We start from the raw sequence: 23,481 nt of genomic DNA on the forward strand, positions 1-23,481 counted from the left end.
TTTGATTGGAATCCGGCGATCCAGCCGAATACGTGAATCTGATCAATCATATTGAAGGTGCTATAACGTAGGCGGCATGAAGCATCCAGTTGAAACAGGACGCAGCGATGCGGCGCAACTGCTCGCCATTCGCTGCCTGGCTTTTATCGCCGAGGATTCCGACCGCCTCGGCCGGTTCCTCGCGCTAAGCGGCATCGGGCCGGCGGATATCCGCGCCCGCGCCGCGGACCCGGCCTTTCTCGGCGGCGTGCTCGACTACCTGCTGAGCGACGACGCCATGGTCGTCGAATTCGCCGAATGGGCGTCGGTCGGTCCCGAATCGGTGCTGACCGCGCGCCAGTTGATGCCTGGGGCGACGGTAGAAGAATAGTCAGCGGCGCAGCACCGCGACCGCTTCGACATGCGCCGACCAGGGAAACTGGTCGATGGGTTGCACCGACTCGATCCGGTAGCCGCCATCCGCCAGCAGCCGCAGGTCCCGTCCCAGCGTGGCCGGATTACAGGACACGGCGATCACCGTAGCGGCCTCGGATTCGGCAATCGCCGCGGCCTGTGTCTTCGCCCCGGCGCGGGGCGGGTCGAAGACGATGGTGTCGAAGTTTTTCAGTTCCGTTTGGCGCAGGGGCTGCCGGGCGAGGTCGCGGATCTCGGCGGTGACGGCGCGTTCGCTGTCCGCCCGCCGGATCGCCTGGACCATCTGTGAATCGCCTTCATAGGCATGCACAGGGGCGATGGTCGATAACGGGAAGCTGAGCGCGCCGCAGCCCGCATAGAGGTCGGCAATGTTTTTCGCCCCCGCCGCCGCGGCGCCAACCGCATCCATAATGGCGCGTTCGCCGCCCCGGCTGGGCTGCAAAAAGGCGTTCGGCGGCAGGGCGACGCGGGCCGGGCCGAAGGCGACTTCCGGCGCCCGTCTGGCCGCAAGCGGTTCGTATCCCTGCGGCGCCTCCCAGCCGATCCGCGCCAGATCGTACCGTTCGGCGAAGGCCGCCAGGGCCATGCGTTCGTCCAGGTCCGGATCCGCCCGCCTGTCGGGCCGCAGTAGCAGGTCGATGCCGCTGTCGGTTTCCGTGACCAGGAATTCCGCCCGCCGGCCCAGCGACGCGATGTCCGCCGCGAGCGCCTTCAGCGGCGCAATGAGCGCCGTAATCGCCGGTCGGGTGACCGGACATTCCGATATGTCGACGATCTGGTTGCTACGCGCCGCGCTGAACCCGAAGGCGTTCTTCTGCGCCCGGAAGAAGGCGAACCGGACACGGCGCCGCTGACCGGGCGGCACGGAAATCGCGGGCCTTATGGCCAGGTCGCGGAATCCGTGCCGCGACAGCGCCACGGCGATGAGTTCCCGCTTGATCGCCGCGACGGTGGCGGTTTCGATGTGTTGCAGCGTGCAGCCGCCGCAGGTTTCAAAATGGCGGCAGGCGGGTGCGGTGCGGCCGGGCCCGCCGCGAATGATGGTTTCGATCGTGGCGGCATGACCGTCTTCGCGCCTGGCGCCAATGCGCAGGTCAAGTATGTCGCCCGGCGCCGAATAGGGAATGAAGTATCGCCCGCCTTCGGCATTTGCGATTCCATCGCCATGCACGCCTAGACTGTCGACTGTTACCTTCGACAGGCGGTTATTATTTGGAAACGATTTGTTCATACTTGATATATGTATATTAATGAAGGTTCACGACCGTTAGCGTTAACGATATCGTTGCCATACTGGGGAAGAGTTTGGGTGGGGGCCAGCCATATTATCGGCCGGCGGGTGATGAGGCTTCATGTCCTTTGCGACATTCTTCGGATTTCTTGCTGCCATCGGCCTGTTTATCGGCTCGATTCTGCTTGCGACAAACAATTTTGGACTGTTTCTGGACTTGCCGAGCTTTATTCTGGTGGTTGGCGGGACCCTGGCCGCGACCTTTGTCGGTCAGGAGGCGCGTTACGTCATCCTGGCGCTCAAGGGGATCGGCAGCACCTTTCTGCCGCAGCGCGTCAACCGAAATGTCCTGAACATGGAGGTCGGGCGGATTATCCGCTGGGGTTACCTGGTCAAGGAAAAGGGATTTCTGCCGCTTGAAGATGAAATAAAGAAAGTCGCGTCGGACCAGTTTCTGGTCTTCGGCGTGGAACTGCTGATCACCGGTTACGATGGCAAGGATGTCCGCGAGACTCTCCAGGCCGTGGCGGATCACACCTTCGAGCGCAACATGGTGCCCGCCAATATCCTGCGGACCATGGGCGGGACAGCGCCGGCCTTCGGCATGATCGGAACGCTGATCGGGCTGATCGTGATGCTGGACGCCATGGGCAGCAATCCTGAAATGCTGGGCCCCGGTCTGGCGGTCGCGCTGAATACGACGCTGTACGGCGTGATGCTCTCCCGCATGGTGTTCGTGCCGGCGGCGAACAAGCTTCAGCAGCGCCAGGAAATTCTCCGCTTTCGTCATGAACTGATGGTGGAGGGCTTTGCCCTGCTGTCGGAAAAGCGCAGCCCCCGTTTCATCCAGGACCGGATGAACAGCTTCCTCGACCCGTCGATCCGTTTCAACATCGACCAGCAGATGAAGGACAGGTGATGGCGAAGCGCGCCAAGTCCCCGCCTGAAGAAGACGAAAGCTGGCTGACGACCTACGCGGATGCGATCACGCTGCTGATGGCGTTCTTCGTCATGCTGGTGTCGTTCTCGAAAATCGATCTGCCGAAATTCGAGGAAGCCATGGCCGGCATCAAGGACAAGCTGGGCGCGGAGGAAGCGCCCGAGCGGCCGATGTTCAAGCTGTCGCAGAACCTGAATTCCATCCTTGACAGGGTGCAGATCGACCAGCAGGAAGTGCATACGGGATTCGACGAGGCTGGCGTGGTGATCGAATTCGCCAGCCGGTCCTTTTTCCGGTCCGGTTCCGCGGAACTGCTGCCCGAGGCCGAACAGATCCTGATCGAGATTTCCTACCAGCTGGAGCAGCCGCCTTACGACCTGTACTACGTCGATGTGGAAGGGCATACGGACGATTCGCCCATCAATACGCCGGAATTCCCCTCGAACTGGGAATTGTCCACGGCGCGCGCGACCGGCGTTGTCCGCTATCTGATCGGGGCCGGTACTCAGCCGGACCGGATGAAGGCTTCCGGCTATGCGGATGTGAAACCGAAATATCCGAACCGGGACCTGTTCGGGGAAGTCATCCCCGGAAACAGGGAGAAGAACCGGCGCATAACCATTCGGCTGCATCCATGATAATGTCAGGTGCCGACGGGAAACGTATTGTTCGCTTTTACCTGACGGGTTCGTGCGGCATACTCTGCGGCGTGGGGCGAATTTCTTGATTTATCGGCCAGAGAAAAGAGGGGACTTTAATGAAGGCTTCTGATTTATTTGTGCGCTGTCTCGAAAACGAGGGCGTCGAGCACATTTTCGGCATTCCGGGTGAGGAGAATGCCGATACGATGCTGTCCCTGAACGATAGTCCGATCGATTTTGTGTTGTGTCGGCACGAGCAGGCGGCGGCCTTCGCGGCGGACGTATATGGACGCCTGACCGGCAAGTCCGGTATCTGCCTCGCGACGCTCGGGCCGGGGGCGACCAACCTGGTGACAGGGGTGGCCGACGCCAATATGGACCGCGCGCCCGTCGTGACCATTATCGGGCAGGCCTCGACGACGCGGCTGCACAAGGAAAGCCATCAGAACATGGATGCGATTGCCATGTTCCGGCCGATTTCCAAATGGGCGCAGTCGATTTACGACGCACGGAACATTCCCGAAGTCGTGCGCAAGGCCTTCAAGATCGCGGAAGCGGAAAAGCCCGGCGCGACGGTTATCGAATTCCCGGAAGACATCGCCGAGGAAGACGTCAACCTAGCGCCGATGAAGACTGGCAGGACCCGCCGCCCCGCCGCCGATCACAAGGCGATCCGGCAGGCGGTCGATGTTATTGCGTCGGCGAAGAAGCCGCTGATCATCGCCGGGAACGGCGCCGTTCGCAAACGGGCCGCACAGCAGCTCAAGCGCCTCGCGCACAAATCCGGCATTGGCGTGGTCAACACCTTCATGGGCAAGGGCGCGGTCCCGCGGACCGATCCGCACTGCCTGTTCACGATGGGGCTGCAGGGCCGCGACCACATCATCGCCGCAACGGAAGCGGCCGATGTGATAATTTCGGTCGGCTATGACCTGGTCGAATTCTCCCCGGCCTTCTGGAACAAGTCGGGCGGCAAGAAGATCGTCCATATCGATTTCTGGCCGGCCGAGGTCGATTCCGATTATCCGGTGGAAGTCGATATCGTGTCCGATGTGGCCGATGCGCTGTGGCAGATCAACGAGGAACTAAATCTCCGTTACGACAACGAGGGCAAGCTGCCGCTGTTCGACATCAACGACCATAAGAAGATGCGCGACGCGATCCTCGCCGATTTTGCGATGGAAAAGGACGATGCATCCTTCCCGATGAAGCCGCAGAAGGTTCTCTGGGATGTCCGCGAGGCCCTGGGGCCGGACGATATCCTGCTCAGCGACGTCGGCGCCCACAAGATGTGGATTTCGCGCTACTACCAGTGCGATACGCCGAATACCTGCCTGATTTCCAACGGCTTCTGTTCCATGGGATTCGCCCTGCCCGGCGCGATGGGGGCGAAAATCGCGATGCCGGACCGCAAGATCCTCGCGATCTGCGGCGATGCCGGATTCCTGATGAATGTGCAGGACCTGGAAACGATGGTCCGGCGCAAGCTGAATGCCGTGATCATGGTCTGGATCGACGGCGAATACGGCCTCATCAAGTGGAAACAGCAGAACCACTTCAACGGCAAGCATTCCGAACTGTCATTCGGCAATCCGGACTTCGAATTGCTGGCGCAGGCGTTCGGCATGTGGGGCAAGACCCTCACCGCCGCCGATCAGCTGCCCGCGGCGCTGTCCGAAGCGTTTGCACAGGACGGACCGGCGCTGCTCGCCGTGCCGATCGACTATGCGGAAAACATGAAACTTACCAAGCGTCTGGGCGATCTTCAATTTACGATCTGACCATTGCGCCGGGGCGGCGGAAGTCTCCCCGGCCGATGTTGTCGCGGCGTTTCGGGCGGTGCTGATATCGTTGGAATTTAATTAAATGTCACAGGGAGTGACCGGCGTCACAGCAACGCTTCGAAAATAAGCCGTTGATTGAAGGAATTTGAGTGGGGATTGACGTGCCTCTTGATCTTGCCGGTTCGCGTTAGCGGCGATTTCCAGGTGGCGTGCAGGACAAGCGGGCTGTACTAGACGTATCCGTTCTAGTGTTTGGGGTGTGGCGGACAAGGTAACGGAAGGTCGTGGGCGATGAGTTTCAAGGTCAAGTTCTGGGGCGTTCGTGGCAGCATCGCCACGCCATCCCCGAAACACGTCGCCTTCGGCGGCAATACCAGTTGCGTCGAAGTCTCTTGCGGCGGCCGACGCCTGATATTCGATGCCGGGACGGGTATCCGGAATCTCGGCCACTGGCTGATGCGCAAGAATGTATACGATGCGCATCTGTTGCTGTCGCATACCCATTGGGACCATATAAACGGCTTTCCGTTTTTTTCACCCGCGTTTCATGAAGGCAGTTCCTTTACGATCATGGCGGGGCATGTCAGCGAGGACGGCGGCATCAAGCGTATCCTCGCAGGGCAGATGACCACGCCGACATTTCCCGTGCCGCTGGAGGCAATGCGGAGTTCCCTGGAATTCGAGGATTTCAAGGCCGGCGAAAACTTCAAGCTGTATAACAATATCCAGATACGGACCATGCCCCTTAACCATCCCTTTGGCGCGACAGGATACCGGGTCGAGTACAAGGGCAAGGCAATGTGTTATGTCACGGATACGGAGCATGTGCCGGGCAAGCCGGACGAAAACGTGCTGGCGCTGATCGAAGGCGCCGATCTGGTGATCTACGATTCGACATATACCGATGATGAATTTCCCGGCAAGGTCGGCTGGGGGCACTCCACATGGCAGGAGGGCGTGCGTCTGGCGCGCGCCGCGGACGCCAAGATGCTGGCGATCTTCCATCATGACCCGGATCATGAAGACGGATTCATGGAGCAGCTTGAAGCGGAATCGCGCTCCGTCTGGCCGGGGGCGATCGTGGCTCGCGAAAACATGCGAATCAATCTGCTTTAAGAGCCGCCTGACGTTGTATCGGCGTCAACACCGGCAGGCCAGTGCGGTGCGGATTCTCTTTTGCTTAACATTTCATCCGTAATATTTGCCGGTCCTTCGAGAATATGGACTTGAGATTGCTCCGTTCGGGCGGTAGTTTGCATCCGGCAATGCGTGATACGGATGGCTTCCGTTGAACGGTCCGTGAAACCGATATACCGCAGGGGGAATAGTTTTGAACAAATTCTTGGTGACAATATTCTCGGTTCTGTCGTTTGTGGTGGTCAGCGGTTTCATCGGATTCGCGGCGGAAACGCAGGCGGCGCCGTTCAACGTCGGTCCAAAGAAATGCCAGGAGTGCCATACGGCCGAGGCAACGGTCTGGGAAGGCACGGCGCATTTCAAGTCCTTCAAGGATATTCACCGGCACGATAAAGCCGACGACATCGTGGAGGCCGTCGGCGACAAACGCATGAAGCGGTCCGAAACCTGCACGATCTGCCATTACAGTGACGAGCAGAAGGATGAAAGCGCGAGGCCGAAGCAGGTTGCGGGTCCATCCTGCGAAAGCTGCCACGGTGCGGCGTCCGACTGGATCGCCGTCCACAACGATTACGGCGCGGGCGTGAAGCGGGAAGACGAAACCGCCGAACACAAGGCCGAACGGATCGCGAAGGCCGAAGCGGCCGGGATGATCCGTCCGGACAAGCTGTTTGACGTGGCGTCGAACTGCATGGGCTGTCACGGGCTGGCGCGGGATGAACTGGAGGCCAAGGATGCGGCCGCGATGCTGGACGCCGGGCACCCGATCAAGCCGGAATTCGAACTGGTCAGCTATAGCCAGGGCACGGTGCGCCACCGCTTCTATCCTCCGGACGTGACCGTTAACAAGGAGATGACGCCGGCCGAACTGTCCCAGATGTACGTTGTCGGCCAGGCTGCCGCGCTGGTGAGTGCGACGAAGGCGATGTCGAAATCCGACCACGCCAAGTACAAGGAGGCTCAGGAAAAGCGGATCGCCACCGCGACGACGGCGCTGAACGCGGTCAAGGCGCAGGTGCCGGAAGCCGGCGCGCTGCTTGCCGATCCCAGTGTTGCAAACGGCCGCGCGCTGGCGGCGGCGGTCAAGGGGAAGGATCTGACAGGAGCCGTTGGCGACATGCTTCCGAAGGACCGTAAATAGGGCGATCCTCCCGCCTGGGGCGGGAAGGTGTATAACGGCCAGCAGCGTTTCGGGGGCAATGGGCTTGGTGGATCTCGCGGGTAGAGCAACTATGGAGCGGCCGCAACGGTGGTCGACGCCATTCGGTGCGGAAATGACCGAAAGCGATGTCGAGTCGCTGTTGCGCCGTCCGGACATCGCGGCTATCGAAGCGGATAATTTCCCCAAACACACCCCCCTGAAGGGGGTGCTTCTGAACGATACGCGGATCGTCCGGTTCCGGGCCGGCGATATCGTCGTCCGGGAAGGCGACTACGGAAACTCGGCGTTTCTGGTTCTGGAAGGTAGCCTCCGGGTCGTGCTGGCGCCGGAATTGCCGCAATCGCTGCTGGGGCGCCAGCAGACCGGGAAAAAAGGGTTCTTCGAGGCGCTTTCGCAACTTTGGACAAATTCGACAGTGCCCGAGGTGCGCGACATTTCGCGCTATCAGGGGCAGGGGCTGCGCGGCGGGTCCGACAGTGCGAATGCCCGGGTATTCCTGCAGGACGTGCCGGCTGTGCTGGACAGGCACCGCACCGCAAAGCTGGAAGACGGCGCCCTGTTCGGGGAACTGGCGGCGCTGGGGCGTGTGCCGCGGACAGCGACGATTTTCGCCGAACAGGAAGCGACCCTGCTGGAAATCCGCTGGCAGGGGCTGCGTGAACTGCGCAAGTATGACGAAGGCTGGCGCCGGATGATCGACCAGCGCTACCGCGAAAATGCGCTGAAGACGCATCTGCAGGAAAGCATCATGTTTTCGCGCCTGGACGAAAATGCCCTGCAGTCCGTTGTCGACAAGGTTCTGTTCGAGACGTATGGCGCATTTGACTGGAATGTCGCATTCCAGAAGCAGCGCCAGAGCGGCAACGCCAAGGAACCGGTGATTGCAAGGCAGGGCGAGTATCCCGACGGCGTGCTGATGATCCGCGCCGGTTTTGCCCGGGTCAGCGTGAAGCACGGCAATGGGGAGCGGACGCTGACCTATCTTGGCGCCGGCGACCATTTCGGGCTGGGCGAACTGTACGCGGCCTGGAAAAATCCCGACATTCCGGACATTGCGCTGTACACGACGCTGACGGCGCTGGGCTATGTCGACGTTATCCGGGTGCCGGCCCCGATCCTGGAAGAACATGTTTTTCCGTTCATGGAGCAGCCGACATCGACGACGATGGATATCGCGTCGAAGCCGGTCGCCGATGACGCCATGATGGAGTGGGCGGTCGAGGAGCGCTTCATCAACGCGACGCGATCGATGGTGATCGACCTGGAGCGTTGCGTGCGTTGCGACGATTGCGTCCGCGCCTGCGCGTCGACCCATGGCGGCAATCCGCGCTTTCGCCGGCATGGGCGGACATTCGATAACATCATGGTGGCCAATGCCTGCATGCATTGCGCGGATCCGGTCTGCATGATCGGCTGCCCGACCGGGGCGATCCATCGAACCGTTGAAACCGGCATCGTCGTCATCAACGACCTGACCTGTATCGGTTGCGCGACCTGCGCGAATTCATGCCCGTACAACAACATCGCGATGGTCGCGATCCGGACGAAGGACGGCCATACGATCGCCGACCCGAATACCGGCAAGCCGATCTTCAAGGCGACCAAATGCGATTTCTGCGACAGTAATCCCGGTGGCCCCGCCTGTGTCCGGGCGTGCCCGTATGGCGCGCTGCGTCGGGTCCATTTCCGGGAATTCAACCCGGCGGGAGCGGGTTGATGTCCCAACGCTATTCCGCCGTGCCCGTAACGACATTCTGCGTCCTGAGCGCGGCTGTGTTTGGGCTGACGGCCTGGGCGGCGCGCGATACGTGGGAAAATCTCGGCAATCCCGCTATTCTGACCGGCTACACGCTGTTTGTCCTGATGTTGCTTCTGGGCTTCCTCAATGCCCGCAAGCGGCTCTCGATGCTGCCGGTCGGCCGGGCGAGCGTCTGGCTCGCCTTCCACGTGGTGGCCGGAATCCTGGCGCTGGCAATGTTCTGGCTGCACACGGGAACGATCTGGCCGGTCGGACTCTACGAGCAGGTACTGACGGGGCTTTTTTATCTGGTCAGCCTCAGCGGCATAGTCGGCTACGGTCTGTCCCGCATGCTGCCTCGCCGTCTGGCGCAGACCGAAATCGAGATCATCTTTGAACGCATACCCGCCGAACTCGCGGAAATCCGCGAAAAAATCGAGGCGCTCGTGCTGGAATGCACGGAAAAAACGGGCAGCGATACGGTCGCCCAGCATTATATCGGGACGTTGAGCTGGTTTTTCGCCCGCCCGCGATTCCGGATCAGCCATATTGTCGGCGGCGATGCCGCGGGGCACTGGCTGCGGGGGCCCGGTTCCGCCGCCAGTCGCTACCTTAACGATCCCGAAAGGGCATATTTCGATCAGATTATCGAGCTCGGCGAGCTCAAATGCCTGATAGACCGGCATTATGCGTGTCAGGAACTGTTGAAAAAGTGGCTGTTGGTGCATGTGCCGCTGGCAATGGCTGTAATACTCGTGGCCGTCTGGCACCTCATTTTGGTGAATGTGTACGCGCTATGATTACAGATCCGGACCGGTTCAGGCAGGACAAGAGCCCCTATGAGCGACCGAACTTCCCGTATCGCTGCGGCAGGTTAAGCTTCTGGGGCAAGCCTTGCGGCCGGGGACCGTCCAGCGAAGGGGCATGTGGCGGCGTCAGCGAATGTACGCCCTATTTCAGCAACGGCCGCTGGGAGTGCCGGCGTTCCGTCCGCAATGGCGGGCCGTGCGAATCCGGACCGCTGCCCGACGGACGATGTTGTAATCAGCACGCGGCGTGTCGGCCGATCCCGTCCCTGCGCCGGTTCCGCGGCCGCCTGTCGCTGCTGGCGGCCGCGCTTGTCCTGGCGCTGGTGTCGGCCTTCGGATTCATGGGCGACGATGCGCGCGCGATTAGCTCGGTGAACCCCGGTGAAATATCCGGTGCGCATTCGAAGTTTTCCAGTAGCGAAGGCTGTGCGACTTGCCACCAGCCGCATGGTCAGGATGCGGCGAACTGGCTGCAGGCCGCCTGGTCGCCGGGCGAACTGTCCCAGTCCTGCGAAACCTGCCATACCTTCAACGGCCCGGCATCGGCGCCGCATAACGAAACCTTCCAGAATGCCAGTGCCGGCGCGGAACGCCAGACACAGTGCACGATGTGTCACACCGAACACAAAGGGGAGAACGGGACGACCGTCAAGCTGGCCGACGCGCAATGCAACGCGTGCCATGAACAGAAATTCGCCAGTTTCTCAAACGGACATCCGCCGTTTTCCGAAACCTACCCGTCGCGCCGGCGAACGGCCATCGCGTTCAACCACACGAGTCACTTCACCAGGCATTTCGAGGATCAGCGTTTCGCGGATCGGGCGCCGAAGGACCGTTGCGTCGCCTGCCACGATACGGATCGCGCGGGCCGCAATGTTCCGGTCAAGGCGTTCGAGCAGACTTGCGCGGGATGCCACGAGAGCCAGATTGCCGACCGTGAAATCGTGGTATTTACTTTGCCCGAATTCGAAAAAAATCCATTTGACCTTTCCGCCGTCCGCGAAGCGTGCGGGCCGTCGGTCGCCGACCTGGACAGTGCGTCGGACATCTTCGACAACGTCGCCGATGCCCTGGTGGCCGAGGATACCGTGGGTATAGAAAAAAGCATGAAGGCGCTGCAAAGCCGCTTGGGACTTGCCGCCGGCGACGGGGCGGAAGAAGAAGAATTCCTGTCGGTTTCGATCGAATTCCTGCCCGCCGCTGCGGTCATGCTGCTGGGGATCGAGGATGGCGGGGACATGGAAGAGTATACCGAACCTGTCCGCGATCTTGTTCTGGCGATGATCGATGAAGGCGGCGAGGCGTTTGAGGGCGCCGTCGAAGGACGCGGCGTTCCCGCAGATACGCTGTTCGCCGGACTGTCCTCGGATCTCGTACACCGTGTCGGTTGCGCATGGGCGTCCAATGTCGAATACGAAGCGCCGGCGGATCCGATCGCCGGGGGCTGGTATGCCGATGCCCTTTCGCTGCGGTACAAGCCGGTGCGACATGCGGATCCGGTTGCCAGGGCCTGGGTTGAACTGGCCGCGGCCGGCGGCGAGGGCATCGACGAGGATTTTCGCGATACGATGATTGGCGGCTCGGATGGGGTCGGCGCCTGCACGAAGTGTCATTCGGTGAACGCGGATGCGGAAAATGCCGATACTCTCACTATAGGCTGGAAACTCGGCGCCGAATCCAAGCAGCGCCATGTCCGCTATTCGCATGTGCCGCATCTGAATTTGCTTGGAATGGAACAGGCGTGTGAAACCTGTCACAAAATGGATCAGGAAGCGGATTTCGACGCCGCGTTCAAGCAGTTCGATCCAAACAAGTTCGCAAGCAACTTTAAATCGATTGAAAATAATACCTGTATCGGTTGCCATGCGGAGGGCGAGGTGCGGCAGGACTGCACGCTGTGCCATGAATATCACAACGGACATGGTTTCAGGCACCGCATGTCAGCAACGGACAATGACCAGAATACAGGCGGTCCAATGGCGAATTGAGAGAGGGCTGGGTGTTGCGTTGGCGCAACGTGTCGCATCCGCGAAGTGTGATATGCGTCATATTGAATTGTCGGGTCCCGGGGGCATGCTATAGTGCTTTTTATCGGGATGGGGTGATCGAGAGGGATTTGGTTATGTTGAATTCGATCTTTTCCAGAAACATCGTGCGGTGGTTCGCCGTCCTGGGGTGTGGCGTCGCCCTGCTGTTTGCATTGCCCGCATCGGCGGATGATCAGGGCGCCGCAATCCAGCAGGCCGTGACGACGCCGGGAGCGGCAGGCGACCCGCATGCGGAAATGTTCGCAGAAGATAATTATCCCAGCGCATCCCAGTGCGCCGTGTGCCACCAGCAGATATACAAGGAATGGGCGTCGTCGAATCACGCCTACGCGTCGATCTCGCCGATGTTTCACAAGTTCGAGCAGGCCATCAGCGACCTGACCCAGGGAACGATCGGCACATTCTGCGTGCGCTGCCATCAGCAGGTCGGCACGCAGCGCGGCGAACCGCGCGAACTTCCCCTTTGGGAACGCAGCCGTGTATCCAGCGAAGGCATCACCTGCATCACCTGTCATCGCGTCACGGAAGAATACGGCCGGGGCCAGAACGGCGAACGTCGCATTAATTACGGCAATATCCACAACCCGGTTTACGGGTCGCTGGAGAACAGTAAATTCGATGAGGTGATCGCCAAGAAGGACGAATACAAGATCGCGACGTCCGAAGAGGATCGCGGCGCCAAGACGCATGCGAATGTCGTGAAGTTCAGCCAGATTTCACAATCCGAATTCTGCGCTTCCTGCCATCAGGTCGCGGTCAATCTCGGCATCAAGCTGGAAGTCGTCTGGGAACAGTACCGCGACTCGCCGGCCGCCAAGAACGGCGTTACCTGCCAGGACTGCCACATGGGCAAGGTTCCGGGACGCGCCGAAGGGTACACCACCGCACCGGTTGCCGTCGTCAACGGCGTTCCGATCAATCCGGGCCGGAAGCACAGCAACCACGCCTTCTATGGTCCGGGTTATCCGATCGCCCATCCCGGCGTCTTCCCGCATAATCCGGAAGCCGAACGCTGGACCATGCAGGAATGGTTGAAATTCGACTATCGCGCCGGTTGGGGTACCGAGGAGTTCGAATCCTCCATTGAGGATATCGCGGAAATCTTCGAGGACCTGGACGATGCGGTGGAGGATATCGCCAGCGACGACGAGGCCAGGAAAACCTTCGCGGAACAGACGGATGCCCTGGCGGAACTTCTGGCGGACCGCAAGGAACCGCGGGTCAGGGAGGCGCTTGCCGCCCTTATTGCCGCGAAAACCGCGGATCCGGACGTCGTGAAGAAATCCGTTGAAAAAATGGCGTCGGTTCTGGGCGTCCGTTTCCCGGAAATCTGGGAATACCCCGGCGACCGTGAGGAAGCCAACGAGATCATCCAGGAAAATATCGTCGCCCTGGAAGAAAAGCGGGAATTGCGCCGCCAGGTTATGGAAAACGGCAGCCGCATTGACGGCCCGTTCTTCTCCGGCGATCCGGAAGCGGGCGAATCGCTCAGCTTCAAGTACACCATCGTGAATACCGATGACGGTCATAACCTGCCGTCCGGTTCGCTTGGCGCGCAGCCGGAGATCTGGTTCAACGTCGCGCTTATCGATCCCGATGGCGAGCGTGTCTGGGAATCGGGATATGTCGACAGCAATGGCGATTTCGCCGATATCCATTCGCTGGACGTGGCGGCAGGCAAGATCGAATTTGACGACCAGCTGGTCAATTTCCAGACCAAGTTCCTGACGACGAATGTCAAGGGAACGGATCGGGAAATGTACCTGCCGGTCAGTTTTGATATCGATCAGCGCCCGTTCCTGCGCCCGATCAACGTGCCGACAACGGTGCTGAACCATCCGCCGTTTGTCCGGATGGAAGGGCGGTCGATCCCGCCGCTGGGCAAAAGGGATGCCGAATACACCATCCCGGCGAGTGTCATGAAGAAGCCTGGCAAATACCGTCTTGCGGCGCGTTTGCGCAGCCGGGCGGAGCCGATCTACTTCATGCGGTTCGTCGGGGCGACGAGCGAGATGGAGCAGTCCATGAACGAATGGATGCTGGATATCCATCCGTACACCGTCGAATTCGAGGTCAAGTAGGGCGTCACCCGGGACGCATGTCAATGCATCCCGGCTTCGAGACGGTTAGGGGTTTGTTAACCATAGGGGTAGTTAAAAGGACCGGAGACGGTCGTATCGGGTGAATCGGTCGTTATCTGTCCCAGGGAGTAGGGTTCGTGGCTAACAGAAATTATGAAAATCGGATCACTGTCCGTTGTTCCATATGGTCGGCGACAATCGCGGCAGCCTTGACACTGTCCGGCGCGGCCTTCGCGGCCAGTGAAGGCCATGATGCACCGCGCACGATGTCTCCGGATGCAAAACCGGTGGAGCACGATACGAATGTGTTCGGATCGGATCCGTCTTATGAGGACAAGCCCTATGACGCCGGCGAGCAGATCAATATCTATGGCGGCAAGACCGCGATAGACGCGCCCAGGCCCCTGATAGAACTGGGCCGGCCTATCTATACCGAAGGTGTCTATGGCGAGGGAATCAACCTCATCGGCGAGAAGAACCTGCTGTTCCCGGCCTTCAACATTTCCGGCGACTGGCGGACGGCTGTAGCCTTCAACGACAACGGCGATAAAGAGGTCGGGCAGATCGCAACACGGCTTAATCTCGAGCTCGACCTGAAGCTGACCGGTACCGAAAGAATTCATGCCTTCATACGCCCGATCGACCAGGGCGGGCAGTTTTCACGCGTTGAGTTCTTCGGCGACGATCGCGATGAGAACAAGGCGATCTTCGACCTGAACCTGGAGACGCTGTTTTTCGAAGGCGATCTGGGCGCCATCTATGCGGGCCTTTCGGATGAATACACGTCGCTCGACCTGCCAATCGCCTTTGGCCTGATGCCCGTGATTTTCCAGAACGGCGTGTGGGCGGAAGATGCATTTATCGGCGGCGCCTTCGCGATTCCGGCGCTGAACAGCCCCAAGCTCGATATCAGCAATATGGATTTTACCTTTTTCGGCGGGATTGACAAGGTAACGACCCCGGCGATCAAGGATGCGCAGGGCAACCTGGCCGACCACGGTGTGAACGTTTACGGATTTGCGACATTCATCGAAACGCGTGAATCCTATATCGAAGCGGGTATCGGCCGGGTCGATGGCGAAGGCAATTTCTCCGATCTCAGCTATACCAACGCGACGGTCGCGCATTCGAAACGTTACGGACGGTTGATGTCCAACAGCATGCGCGCGGTCTGGACCTTTGGACAGGACGCCGATGGAAAGCAGCAGACAGCTGATGGTGTCGCCCTGCTTTTCGAAAGCTCGTTCTTCACGTCGAAGCCGTCGACCCTGATCCCCTATTTCAACGCCTGGGTCGGTCTGGACCGGCCGCAGCCGCTGGTGGATGATACGGGGCTGTTGAAGAACACCGGCATCAATTTCGAAACAGACGCACTGACCGGATTTCCCAAGCTTGACGATACGGGCCACGACACCTATGGCGGCGCCCTCGGCCTTCAGTATCTGTTCAATCTGGACCAGCAGATTGTTGTGGAGGCCGCGACGGTTCAGCCGATTGGCGGGGACTTCGATGTCGGCCGCGCGGCGGAGGGTTCGCAATATGCACTGGGGATCCGTTATCAGTTGCCAATTTCCCCGGCTTGGATCGTGCGGGCCGACGCCATGTATGGCTGGCTTGAAAATGTAGACGACATTGGCGGCGCGCGCCTGGAATTGCGACGTAAGTTCTAGCGGACGGCCGAGGGGGGGGATATGGGGACTGTTATCCAGTTTGCGGCTTTGGCCGTTCTTCTGATGCTGACGCTTTATGTTGCGCAGTTGCTGTATGGCGGGTTTCGCGCGGCCAGGCTGGCAACGGGCATTGCGGAATCCGAACGCAAGCTGATGCAGACCCGGGTCGCCGAGATCATGGGGAAATGGGATTTCGAGCGCGAAAAGAACGAGTTCTCATGGAACGGTTTCCGGAAATTCGAAGTGGCGCGGAAGGTTCCCGAAGGCGGCGGCATCTGTTCGTTCTATCTGCGGCCGCATGACGGCAAGCCATTGCCGGCGTTCAGTCCGGGGCAGTATCTGACCTTCCGGCTTGACGTTCCAGGGCAGTCGAAGCCGGTCATGCGGTGTTACTCCCTGTCCGACAGCCCCAATCCTGATTACTACCGGGTATCGATCAAGGCCGTACCGCCACCGCGCGACAAGCCGGATGTGCCGCCGGGGCTGTCATCCAACTTCTTCCATAACAGCATAAACGAAGGCGACATTCTCGATGTGAAGGCGCCGAGCGGTCATTTCTACCTGGATACGACGAAGCATACGCCTGTCGTGCTGATCGGCGGCGGGATCGGACTGACGCCGGTCATGAGCATGCTGAACCAGATCACGGCATCGGGTTCCACGCGCGAGACGCATTTCTTCTATGGAGTCCGCAATCGCGCCGAGCACATCATGAAGGAACATCTCGAGCAAAAGGCGCTGGAACACGAAAACGTCACATTGCATGTCTGTTATTCCGACGCGACCGACGCGGACGTTCAGGGTAAGGACTACCATCATCGTGAACGTGTCGGGGTGGATCTCTTCAAGCGCGTCCTGCCGTCGAGCAATTACGAATACTATTTCTGCGGTCCGCCGCCAATGATGAACTCGCTCTTCGAGGGACTCCGCGAATGGGGCGTACCCGAAGAGCATATCAATTACGAAGCGTTCGGACCCGCGACGGTCCAGAAAAAGAAAGAGGCCGATACATCCGGTACAGGAGCGCCCGCCGCCGCGACATCCGAATTCGAGGTCACCTTCGGTAAGTCCGGAAAATCGGTGAAGTGGGATCCCGGTATCGGCTCCCTGCTCGATTTTGCTGAAGAAAACGGCATCGAAATAGACTTCGGGTGCCGGGCAGGCAATTGCGGGACGTGCATTACGGCCATCAAATCCGGTGATGTCGACTATATTTCAGAGCCTGGTGAAAAGCCGGAATCGGGCTCGTGTCTTGCGTGTATTTCTATTCCAAAGGGACCGCTGGTTCTGAACGCCTAGTTCCTGGACGGTGGTGAGGGGGTATTCGTTCCCGGTTTTCGGGTGACGAAGCTGTGTGTTCAAGGAGAGAATGAATGACTGTTAGATCTGATAGCCTCGATCGTTTCATGGATGGCCTGATAAAGCGCAATCCGGGCGAAACGGAATTTCACCAGGCGGTTCTGGAAGTGGCCTCGTCGGTAATTCCGTTCCTGCATGATAATCCGAGATACCAGGAAATGCAGATTCTGGAACGTATGGCGGAACCCGATCGGGCCGTCATCTTCCGCGTCTGCTGGGAGGACGACAAGGGCAATATCCGCGTGAACCGCGGATACCGTGTCCAGTTCAACAATGCCATCGGCCCCTACAAGGGCGGCATTCGCTTTCACCCGACTGTCACGCTCAGCGTGCTGAAGTTCCTGGGGTTCGAACAGACCTTCAAGAACAGCCTGACGGGCCTGCCCATGGGCGGCGGCAAGGGCGGTGCGGATTTCAATCCGAAGGGCAAGTCAAATAACGAAGTCATGCGTTTCTGCCAGTCCTTCATGACCGAACTGCATCGGCACATCGGCGAGAATACGGATGTTCCCGCCGGCGATATCGGCGTCGGCGCCCGGGAAATCGGCTATATGTTCGGCCAGTACAAGCGCCTCGAAAATGAGTTTGTCGGCGTGCTTACCGGCAAGGGCCTCGAATTCGGCGGCAGTTTGATCCGTACCGAAGCGACCGGTTACGGCACGATCTATATGCTGGATAACATGCTGAAACATGCCAATAACGGGATGGAAGGCAAGAGCATCTGCATTTCCGGTTCCGGCAACGTGGCGACCTATGCGGCGGAAAAGGCGCGGCAGCTCGGTGCGAAGGTCCTGACCATGTCGGATTCGTCCGGGTTCATTCACGACCCTAACGGTATCGACGAAGAGAGACTGGCCTATATGGTCGATCTGAAGCAGGTCCGCCGCGGTCGTATTTCCGAATATGCCGAGAAATTCGGAGTCCAATTCCATGAGGGCCGGCCCTGGTCCGTTCCCTGCGATATCGCGGTGCCCTGCGCCACGCAGAACGAGATCACGAAGGCGGAAGCCGAAATGCTGCTCGCGAACGGCTGCATGGCGGTGTCCGAGGGCGCGAACATGCCGACGGAGATAGGGGGCATCCACGCGTTCCAGAGCGCGGGCATCCTCTATGCGCCCAGCAAGGCCGCCAATGCGGGTGGCGTCGCGGTTTCCGGCCTGGAAATGAGCCAGAACAGCGCGCGGATTTCCTGGAAGGAACAGGAACTGCAGGATCTTCTCTATGGCATCATGAAGGATATTCATGACAATTGCGCTGAATATGGCGGTGTCCCCGGCGGTAGCGTTGATTATCTCAAGGGCGCCAATGTTGCCGGCTTCGTGAAGGTCGCCGACGCCATGATGGCGTATGGTGTCGTCTGAAGCAGACAGCCGGACTCATTTCGGGTGATTCCGGTTGTCCACGTTATCCTTTCGGCCGGGCCACTGTCCCGGCCGATCCGTTTCCGGCGGCTGCAATCATGGCGCATCCATGGACCGGATTTCGTCCCGAGGCTGTTTGCGGCGTCAATTCGGGTGTCGGCCCCGCTGTTGCAGAACCGCAACATTACCCGTGAAAAGCGCTGCTGTGGATTGAGCGAAAAATCACACAAGAAACATATAACTTTTTGAAAAAAAACGCTAAAGCGATTTAAATCCGACTTTTCCCCGCGTCGCCCATGGTCGCCGGTGAATTGACTTCAGATGTCCTGCAAATGCATAGTCGCTGGCGGTGGGATCGCGCCTGAGAACGCTTGTAATACGACAATTGCATCGGTGCGGTGCGTGGTTGGTGCGTGACGCGTTCCGGCATGATCGTTGCGTAGTCCCCGGTTGCGGGGGGAGGATGCCGTTGATGGTAAAAGTATCCGGGATCGGGCTTCGGTTCGTTGCAGTCATCCTGTCCGGAACGGTCCTGCCGTTGGCCGCAGGCATGGCGCAGACGCAACCGGGTTTCGATGAGACAGAGGCCGCGCGCCAGAAGCGACTGCTGGAAGAGCAGGAGCGTGCCGGCAGCGCATCCCAGGAGGTCCTGCCGGCCGCCGAAGATATCTCCTATGCCGACGTCCTGAAGGACCCGGACAATGTCGATCTGAATTTCCGCTATGCCAAGGCGCAGGTCGCGCGGGGCAATGTCCGCGGCGCGGCGTCCACGCTGGAGCGTATCCTGCTGGTCACGCCCGATCTGCCGCAGATTCGGTTGATGTACGCCATCGTTCTGTTCCGGCTGGACAATATTGACGAGGCCGAGCGCGAATTCAACGCGCTGAAGGAACTGAATATGGCGGCAAGCCTGGAAGCGGAAATCGACCGCTTTCTGGGCGCGATCAAGAAGCGGCGTCAGACAACAACGGCGCGTGTGCAGGTCGCTGTCGGCGTGAAGCGCGACTCGAACGTCAATGCCGGCCCCCGTAGCGGACAGGCGCTCGGTGCCGGCCTTTTATTCGCGCCGACCGGACGGGCGCGGAAACAGGATGATTTCGCCGCGCTTGGCGTCATTACCGCCGATGTGACACAGGATCTCGGCCATCAGGCGCCGGACAAATTTCTGTTTTCGGCAACGTATTTTCATAACGAGCAGATGTCGATCGACCAGCAGGATCTGCAGTCCGGTAGCGCCAGCGTCGCGCTGAGGCTGAATTATGAAAACTTCATGATGACGCCGAAGCTTTCCTATACGACCCTGCGCCTGTCGCGTGAAAAATTCTATACCAGCTGGGGCGCCGATGTGCAGTTTGACCGGCGCAATGTCCTGCCGAATTTTGGCGGTATCGACGGGCATTTCCGGCTGGGCGTGAAGGATGAGAGGTTCCGTGTTATTTCCGAAAATGCGCTGGGGCCGGAACGGGACGGTCAGCGGGTGGAAGCGGAATTCGGTCTGAAAAAACAGATAAACCCGACACACAGCCTGTCCGGCGCCGCCCTGTATACGCGCAAGCTGCCTTACGACAAATCGTTCAACGGGTTTCGCGGCCACAAGGTTTCCCTGCAGCATACCTGGCTGCTGGGCGAGGGACAGTTCCTGCTGACGGGGCTGGAATATGCGACGAACCTGTACAAGGAACCCGACCCGTCCGTTACCGCGTTTCAGACCCGCCACGACACCCAGGTGCGCTTTCGCGTCACCTATGGCGCGCCGCTGGGCAATTTCCTGAGCGAAGCCCATTTCGGCACCGAGGCCTCTAAAAAATATTATGATTTCCTGAAGGACTGGACCTGGACCGTCACCGGCGAAGTTCTCGACCAGGGATCGAATCTTCCGAATTTCAGTTACCAGAACCGGCGGGCGCAGACCATGCTCACCCGGTCCTGGGACTTCTAGGCGCAAACGGGAAGGAACGAACCATGTTTCGCTTGATCTCCGCCGTCGCCGCTCTCGCCCTGTCGACCGCCATATCGGGTCCGGCCACGGCGCAATCGCAACAGGCCGGGGTTTCCGCCGCCGTTCGGGGGCAGGTCGCCCTGGCGCGGACGTCTCAAAACATCGTTGGCCGCCAGGTGGAAAGCGGCGACGCCATTTTCCTGGGCGATGCGATTACATCGGGCAGGGACAGCGGCATGCAGGTCATGCTGCTGGACGAAACGGTGTTTACGATCGGGCCGAACAGCGAAATCTCGATTGACGAATTCGTCTACGACCCCGAAACAAGCGCCGGCAAGGTCACCGCCTCCGTGGCCAAGGGGGTCTTCCGGTTCATTACGGGCAAGATCGCCCAGCAGCGGCCGGAAGACATGACCGTCCGCCTGCCGACCGCGACCATCGGTATCCGTGGCACCATCGTGGCCGGGGCCGTCCGGCCCGCGGTCGGAGTGGATGCGCAGGTCGATGCGGTTTTCGACGGTATCCGGGAGCAGGTGCCAAACGCGGATTCGGCACGGGATTTTGTCGTCCTGCTGGGCCCCGGCAGCGAGAACAATACCAATGACAAGGGCGGCGCCTTCACCTATGCACCGCGCGGTGCCGCGCGGGCGGAAACCGGCCGGAGCGCCGGATCGGGCTTCTCGCAGCTGGCGCAGGTTTTTCAGGATGGCGATGGCGGCCCCGGAACGACCGTATCGCGCAGCGGCTATGCGGTCGCCTCCGACCCGGGCGGCAATATATTCGGTCCGTTTCCCGCGCCGCCGGTCGTCACCCAGGGATTCACCAACAGCCTCGGCGCGCAGCCGCCGGCCGGGCCAAAGGGAAGCGCGTCTGATCCGAATGCACAGGAAGCCAGCGCCGCCAGTGACGTCGGAACGCTGAGCGGCAACGATATCGCGCAAGCGTCCGGCGACGCTTTTAATGTGAGCCGTCAGGGCGATATCGCCGAACCGCCGCCGCCAATACCCGAAATTTGCTGTTCGTTCGATGACCTCCGCAACATACCGACCGGGTCGGCTTCGATCAGCGGCAATAACCTGAATCTGGGCAGCGTCTTTAATGTCGGCAACTTCTTGTTTTCGTTCAATTTTTCCAGTAACCAGTTCCAGTTCCATCTGCAGAATATCAGCGGCGGGGGCCTGAATGGCCAGGAGATCGGCTGTTTCAGTTCCTGCGAGGTCGATTACACGAACCGGACCGGACAGGCGCTGTTTACCGAAGCCGACGCGGATACCGCCCTGTCCAATCACTGCGCGGGATGCGAACTTGATATCGCCGTTACAGATGTATCCTCGAGTACGGCTGATCTGAACGTAACGCTCGCACATCAGGGAAATACGGGTTCGGCGCCGGTTACCGTGGAAGGCAGCGTCCCCGACTAAACCAGATCATGGTCTGCTGGAATCGCCCGTGGCGATCCAGCAACCATTTGAATTCGCTCTATCTTGTTGAAGATGCAGCACCTTCACAGGTTTAATTGGAATCTGCTGCGCCGGTCGGCGATGGATTCGGCGCCGAAATAATTGTCGACCGCATATTGATTTCCAGCGGCGTTGCCGGCCGCAAAGGGAACCCCTGAAATCCTTCGGATGCGGCTGCGTGCCGGGGTTCTGGCGGTAACCGTGCCGTTAGGCGGGTATCGAAATATTAACTGTATTCTGTCATTACTGGCATTGCTCCTGAAGACCTGTACGGGCCGACGGCCGGAAGGAAACCCACGTTGCGCCGATTTCTGATCCGTTCGATGCATATCCTGCTGCCGCTGACCCTGCTGGCCACGGCGGCGACGCTGCGGATCTATGAGCCGCGCTGGCTGGCTGAGTTCCAGGTTATCTGGTTCGATATCCTTAATGTGGAGAACCCGCGGCCCTACAATCCCGAATCCGGCGTCCGGATCGTCGATATCGACGATGAATCGCTGGAGCGGCTGGGACAGTGGCCCTGGCCGCGCACCAGGCTGGCCGAACTGATCTATCGACTGCGCGAGGCCGGGGCGGCGGTTGTTGTTTTCGATATCGTGTTTTCGGAGCCGGACCGGACATCGCCGCGCAACATCGTCGAAAACTGGACGCATGCGCCGGAATATGCGTCGCTGCGCGATCAGGCGATTGGCCTGCCGGACCATGACGAAATGTTTGCCGCCTATATCAGCGAACTGAAGGGCATTGTCACCGGGTTCGCGCTGACCGCGGGCAAGGCCCCGCGCATCCCGGTGCAACGGGGAAATTTCGCGTTCAGTGGCGACGACCCGACCCAGTTCCTGCCGGCGCTGCCGGGCGCGGTCGCCAATCTTGCCGCCTTTGAAAAAGCGGCGGCGGGCAACGGCAATTTCAATGTCCTGCCCGAAACCGACGGGCTGATCCGCCGGGTGCCGCTCGTTGCGGGATTCCAGCTCGATGAAAAAGCCGGGGGCGGAATCCGGCTGTACCCGATGATTTCGGTGGAAGCCCTGCGCGTGGCGCAGGGTGCGAAGACGATGATCATCAAGTCGTCCGGCGGCAGCGGTGAAACGGGATTTGGCGAAAAGACCGGCGTCGTCAGCCTCAAGATCGGCCGGATCGAGGTCCCGACAGACAATCAGGGCCGCGTCTGGGTGCATTACGCCGGCAGCCAGGCGGCGCGTTACGTCCCGATCTGGAAAATCCTGGACGATTCCTTCGACCGTTCGCTGATCGAGAACCATATTGTTCTTGTCGGCGCCAGCGCGGCCGGGCTGCTCGACCTGCGGTCCACGCCGCTGGATCAGGTGCTGCCGGGGGTGGAGGTGCATGCGGAACTGATCGAGCAGATACTCGAAGGGGACTTCCTGAATCGGCCGGACTGGGCGATGGGCGCCGAACTGGCCTATCTCACGGGGTTGGGGCTCATCCTGATCCTGCTGCTGCCCCGCCTCGGCGCTGTGTGGTGCGCAATCATCGGCGGCGTTGCGGTTGTCGCGGTCTTTGGCGGGTCCTGGTACGGCTATACCGAAAAACAGATATTGCTGGACCCGGTCTATCCGTCGGTGGCTGTCCTCGGCATCTACCTTTCCGCCTCGCTGATCAGCTATATCCGGACGGAAGGGGAGCGCAAGCAGGTGCGCGGCGCCTTCGCGCAATACCTCTCCCCGGCCCTGGTCGAACAGCTTG

At 60.0% G+C, this 23,481-nt stretch carries 17 protein-coding genes; 16 read left to right on the forward strand and 1 reads right to left on the reverse strand.

Going from position 1 to position 23,481, the window contains the following annotated elements; all coding sequences use genetic code 11:
* Nucleotides 1-76 precede the first annotated feature (76 nt).
* Entirely contained in the window at nucleotides 77-370 is a 294-nt protein-coding gene (locus WD767_02810; protein ID MEX2615004.1) for a DUF3572 domain-containing protein, read from the forward strand.
* Here the strand turns inward: WD767_02810 and WD767_02815 are convergent, their stop codons facing one another.
* Entirely contained in the window at nucleotides 371-1,645 is a 1,275-nt protein-coding gene (locus WD767_02815) for a class I SAM-dependent RNA methyltransferase (protein MEX2615005.1), read from the reverse strand.
* A 121-nt stretch (nucleotides 1,646-1,766) separates the two neighbouring features.
* On the opposite strand from WD767_02815, the gene WD767_02820 reads away from it, so the two are divergent.
* The 15 genes from WD767_02820 to WD767_02890 form a co-directional block, all read left to right on the forward strand.
* Nucleotides 1,767-2,564, forward strand: coding sequence for a MotA/TolQ/ExbB proton channel family protein (locus tag WD767_02820; protein ID MEX2615006.1), 798 nt, complete (start codon nucleotides 1,767-1,769; stop codon nucleotides 2,562-2,564).
* Complete coding sequence (locus WD767_02825) at nucleotides 2,564-3,223, forward strand: flagellar motor protein MotB (GenBank protein MEX2615007.1); 660 nt, start codon at nucleotides 2,564-2,566, stop codon at nucleotides 3,221-3,223. Before WD767_02820 ends, WD767_02825 begins: the two co-directional genes overlap by 1 nt.
* 119 nt (nucleotides 3,224-3,342) lie before the next feature.
* Nucleotides 3,343-5,007: an acetolactate synthase large subunit gene (locus WD767_02830; GenBank protein ID MEX2615008.1), complete on the forward strand. Its 1,665-nt coding sequence runs from the start codon at nucleotides 3,343-3,345 to the stop codon at nucleotides 5,005-5,007.
* Nucleotides 5,008-5,301: 294 nt separating this feature from the next.
* The gene (locus tag WD767_02835; protein ID MEX2615009.1) at nucleotides 5,302-6,126 is read left to right on the forward strand and encodes an MBL fold metallo-hydrolase; all 825 of its coding nucleotides are present in this window, start codon (nucleotides 5,302-5,304) and stop codon (nucleotides 6,124-6,126) included.
* 214 nt (nucleotides 6,127-6,340) lie between these two features.
* On the forward strand, nucleotides 6,341-7,288 hold the full coding sequence (locus WD767_02840) for a multiheme c-type cytochrome (protein ID MEX2615010.1): 948 nt from the start codon (nucleotides 6,341-6,343) through the stop codon (nucleotides 7,286-7,288).
* A gap of 133 nt (nucleotides 7,289-7,421) precedes the next feature.
* Nucleotides 7,422-9,026, forward strand: coding sequence for a cyclic nucleotide-binding domain-containing protein (locus WD767_02845; protein MEX2615011.1), 1,605 nt, complete (start codon nucleotides 7,422-7,424; stop codon nucleotides 9,024-9,026).
* A complete protein-coding gene (locus tag WD767_02850) occupies nucleotides 9,026-9,847 on the forward strand; it encodes a hypothetical protein (protein ID MEX2615012.1) in 822 nt (273 codons plus the stop codon). Before WD767_02845 ends, WD767_02850 begins: the two co-directional genes overlap by 1 nt.
* Nucleotides 9,844-11,844, forward strand: coding sequence for a hypothetical protein (locus WD767_02855; protein MEX2615013.1), 2,001 nt, complete (start codon nucleotides 9,844-9,846; stop codon nucleotides 11,842-11,844). The genes WD767_02850 and WD767_02855 overlap by 4 nt, the downstream gene beginning before the upstream one ends.
* Before the next feature lie 134 nt (nucleotides 11,845-11,978).
* Nucleotides 11,979-13,985: a multiheme c-type cytochrome gene (locus tag WD767_02860; protein MEX2615014.1), complete on the forward strand. Its 2,007-nt coding sequence runs from the start codon at nucleotides 11,979-11,981 to the stop codon at nucleotides 13,983-13,985.
* A gap of 137 nt (nucleotides 13,986-14,122) precedes the next feature.
* On the forward strand, nucleotides 14,123-15,655 hold the full coding sequence (locus WD767_02865) for a hypothetical protein (protein MEX2615015.1): 1,533 nt from the start codon (nucleotides 14,123-14,125) through the stop codon (nucleotides 15,653-15,655).
* 21 nt (nucleotides 15,656-15,676) lie between these two features.
* Entirely contained in the window at nucleotides 15,677-16,954 is a 1,278-nt protein-coding gene (locus WD767_02870; protein ID MEX2615016.1) for a 2Fe-2S iron-sulfur cluster-binding protein, read from the forward strand.
* 74 nt (nucleotides 16,955-17,028) lie between these two features.
* The gene (gene gdhA / locus WD767_02875; protein ID MEX2615017.1) at nucleotides 17,029-18,375 is read left to right on the forward strand and encodes an NADP-specific glutamate dehydrogenase; all 1,347 of its coding nucleotides are present in this window, start codon (nucleotides 17,029-17,031) and stop codon (nucleotides 18,373-18,375) included.
* Nucleotides 18,376-18,847: 472 nt separating this feature from the next.
* Entirely contained in the window at nucleotides 18,848-20,314 is a 1,467-nt protein-coding gene (locus WD767_02880; protein MEX2615018.1) for a tetratricopeptide repeat protein, read from the forward strand.
* 23 nt (nucleotides 20,315-20,337) lie between these two features.
* Nucleotides 20,338-21,735 carry a FecR domain-containing protein gene (locus tag WD767_02885; GenBank protein MEX2615019.1) on the forward strand — a complete coding sequence of 466 codons (1,398 nt, stop codon included), beginning with the start codon at nucleotides 20,338-20,340 and terminating at the stop codon, nucleotides 21,733-21,735.
* A gap of 338 nt (nucleotides 21,736-22,073) precedes the next feature.
* On the forward strand, nucleotides 22,074-23,481 hold a 1,408-nt coding region (locus tag WD767_02890; protein MEX2615020.1), incomplete at its 3' end, for a CHASE2 domain-containing protein.

The sequence above is a fragment of the Alphaproteobacteria bacterium genome, from assembly GCA_040905865.1.
GTDB lineage: Bacteria > Pseudomonadota > Alphaproteobacteria > UBA8366.

Excerpts from the sequence above, each read along its gene's own strand:
- WD767_02810 (MEX2615004.1), top strand. The coding sequence starts at position 77 with ATGAAGCATCCAGTTGAAACAGGACGCAGCGATGCGGCGCAACTGCTC.
- WD767_02845 (MEX2615011.1), top strand. The coding sequence starts at position 7,422 with ATGACCGAAAGCGATGTCGAGTCGCTGTTGCGCCGTCCGGACATCGCG.
- WD767_02815 (MEX2615005.1), bottom strand. The coding sequence starts at position 1,645 with ATGAACAAATCGTTTCCAAATAATAACCGCCTGTCGAAGGTAACAGTC.
- WD767_02855 (MEX2615013.1), top strand. The coding sequence starts at position 9,844 with ATGATTACAGATCCGGACCGGTTCAGGCAGGACAAGAGCCCCTATGAG.
- WD767_02835 (MEX2615009.1), top strand. The coding sequence starts at position 5,302 with ATGAGTTTCAAGGTCAAGTTCTGGGGCGTTCGTGGCAGCATCGCCACG.
- WD767_02830 (MEX2615008.1), top strand. The coding sequence starts at position 3,343 with ATGAAGGCTTCTGATTTATTTGTGCGCTGTCTCGAAAACGAGGGCGTC.
- WD767_02820 (MEX2615006.1), top strand. The coding sequence starts at position 1,767 with ATGTCCTTTGCGACATTCTTCGGATTTCTTGCTGCCATCGGCCTGTTT.
- WD767_02885 (MEX2615019.1), top strand. The coding sequence starts at position 20,338 with ATGTTTCGCTTGATCTCCGCCGTCGCCGCTCTCGCCCTGTCGACCGCC.
- WD767_02860 (MEX2615014.1), top strand. The coding sequence starts at position 11,979 with ATGTTGAATTCGATCTTTTCCAGAAACATCGTGCGGTGGTTCGCCGTC.
- WD767_02825 (MEX2615007.1), top strand. The coding sequence starts at position 2,564 with ATGGCGAAGCGCGCCAAGTCCCCGCCTGAAGAAGACGAAAGCTGGCTG.
- WD767_02850 (MEX2615012.1), top strand. The coding sequence starts at position 9,026 with ATGTCCCAACGCTATTCCGCCGTGCCCGTAACGACATTCTGCGTCCTG.
- WD767_02870 (MEX2615016.1), top strand. The coding sequence starts at position 15,677 with ATGGGGACTGTTATCCAGTTTGCGGCTTTGGCCGTTCTTCTGATGCTG.
- WD767_02880 (MEX2615018.1), top strand. The coding sequence starts at position 18,848 with ATGGTAAAAGTATCCGGGATCGGGCTTCGGTTCGTTGCAGTCATCCTG.
- gdhA (MEX2615017.1), top strand. The coding sequence starts at position 17,029 with ATGACTGTTAGATCTGATAGCCTCGATCGTTTCATGGATGGCCTGATA.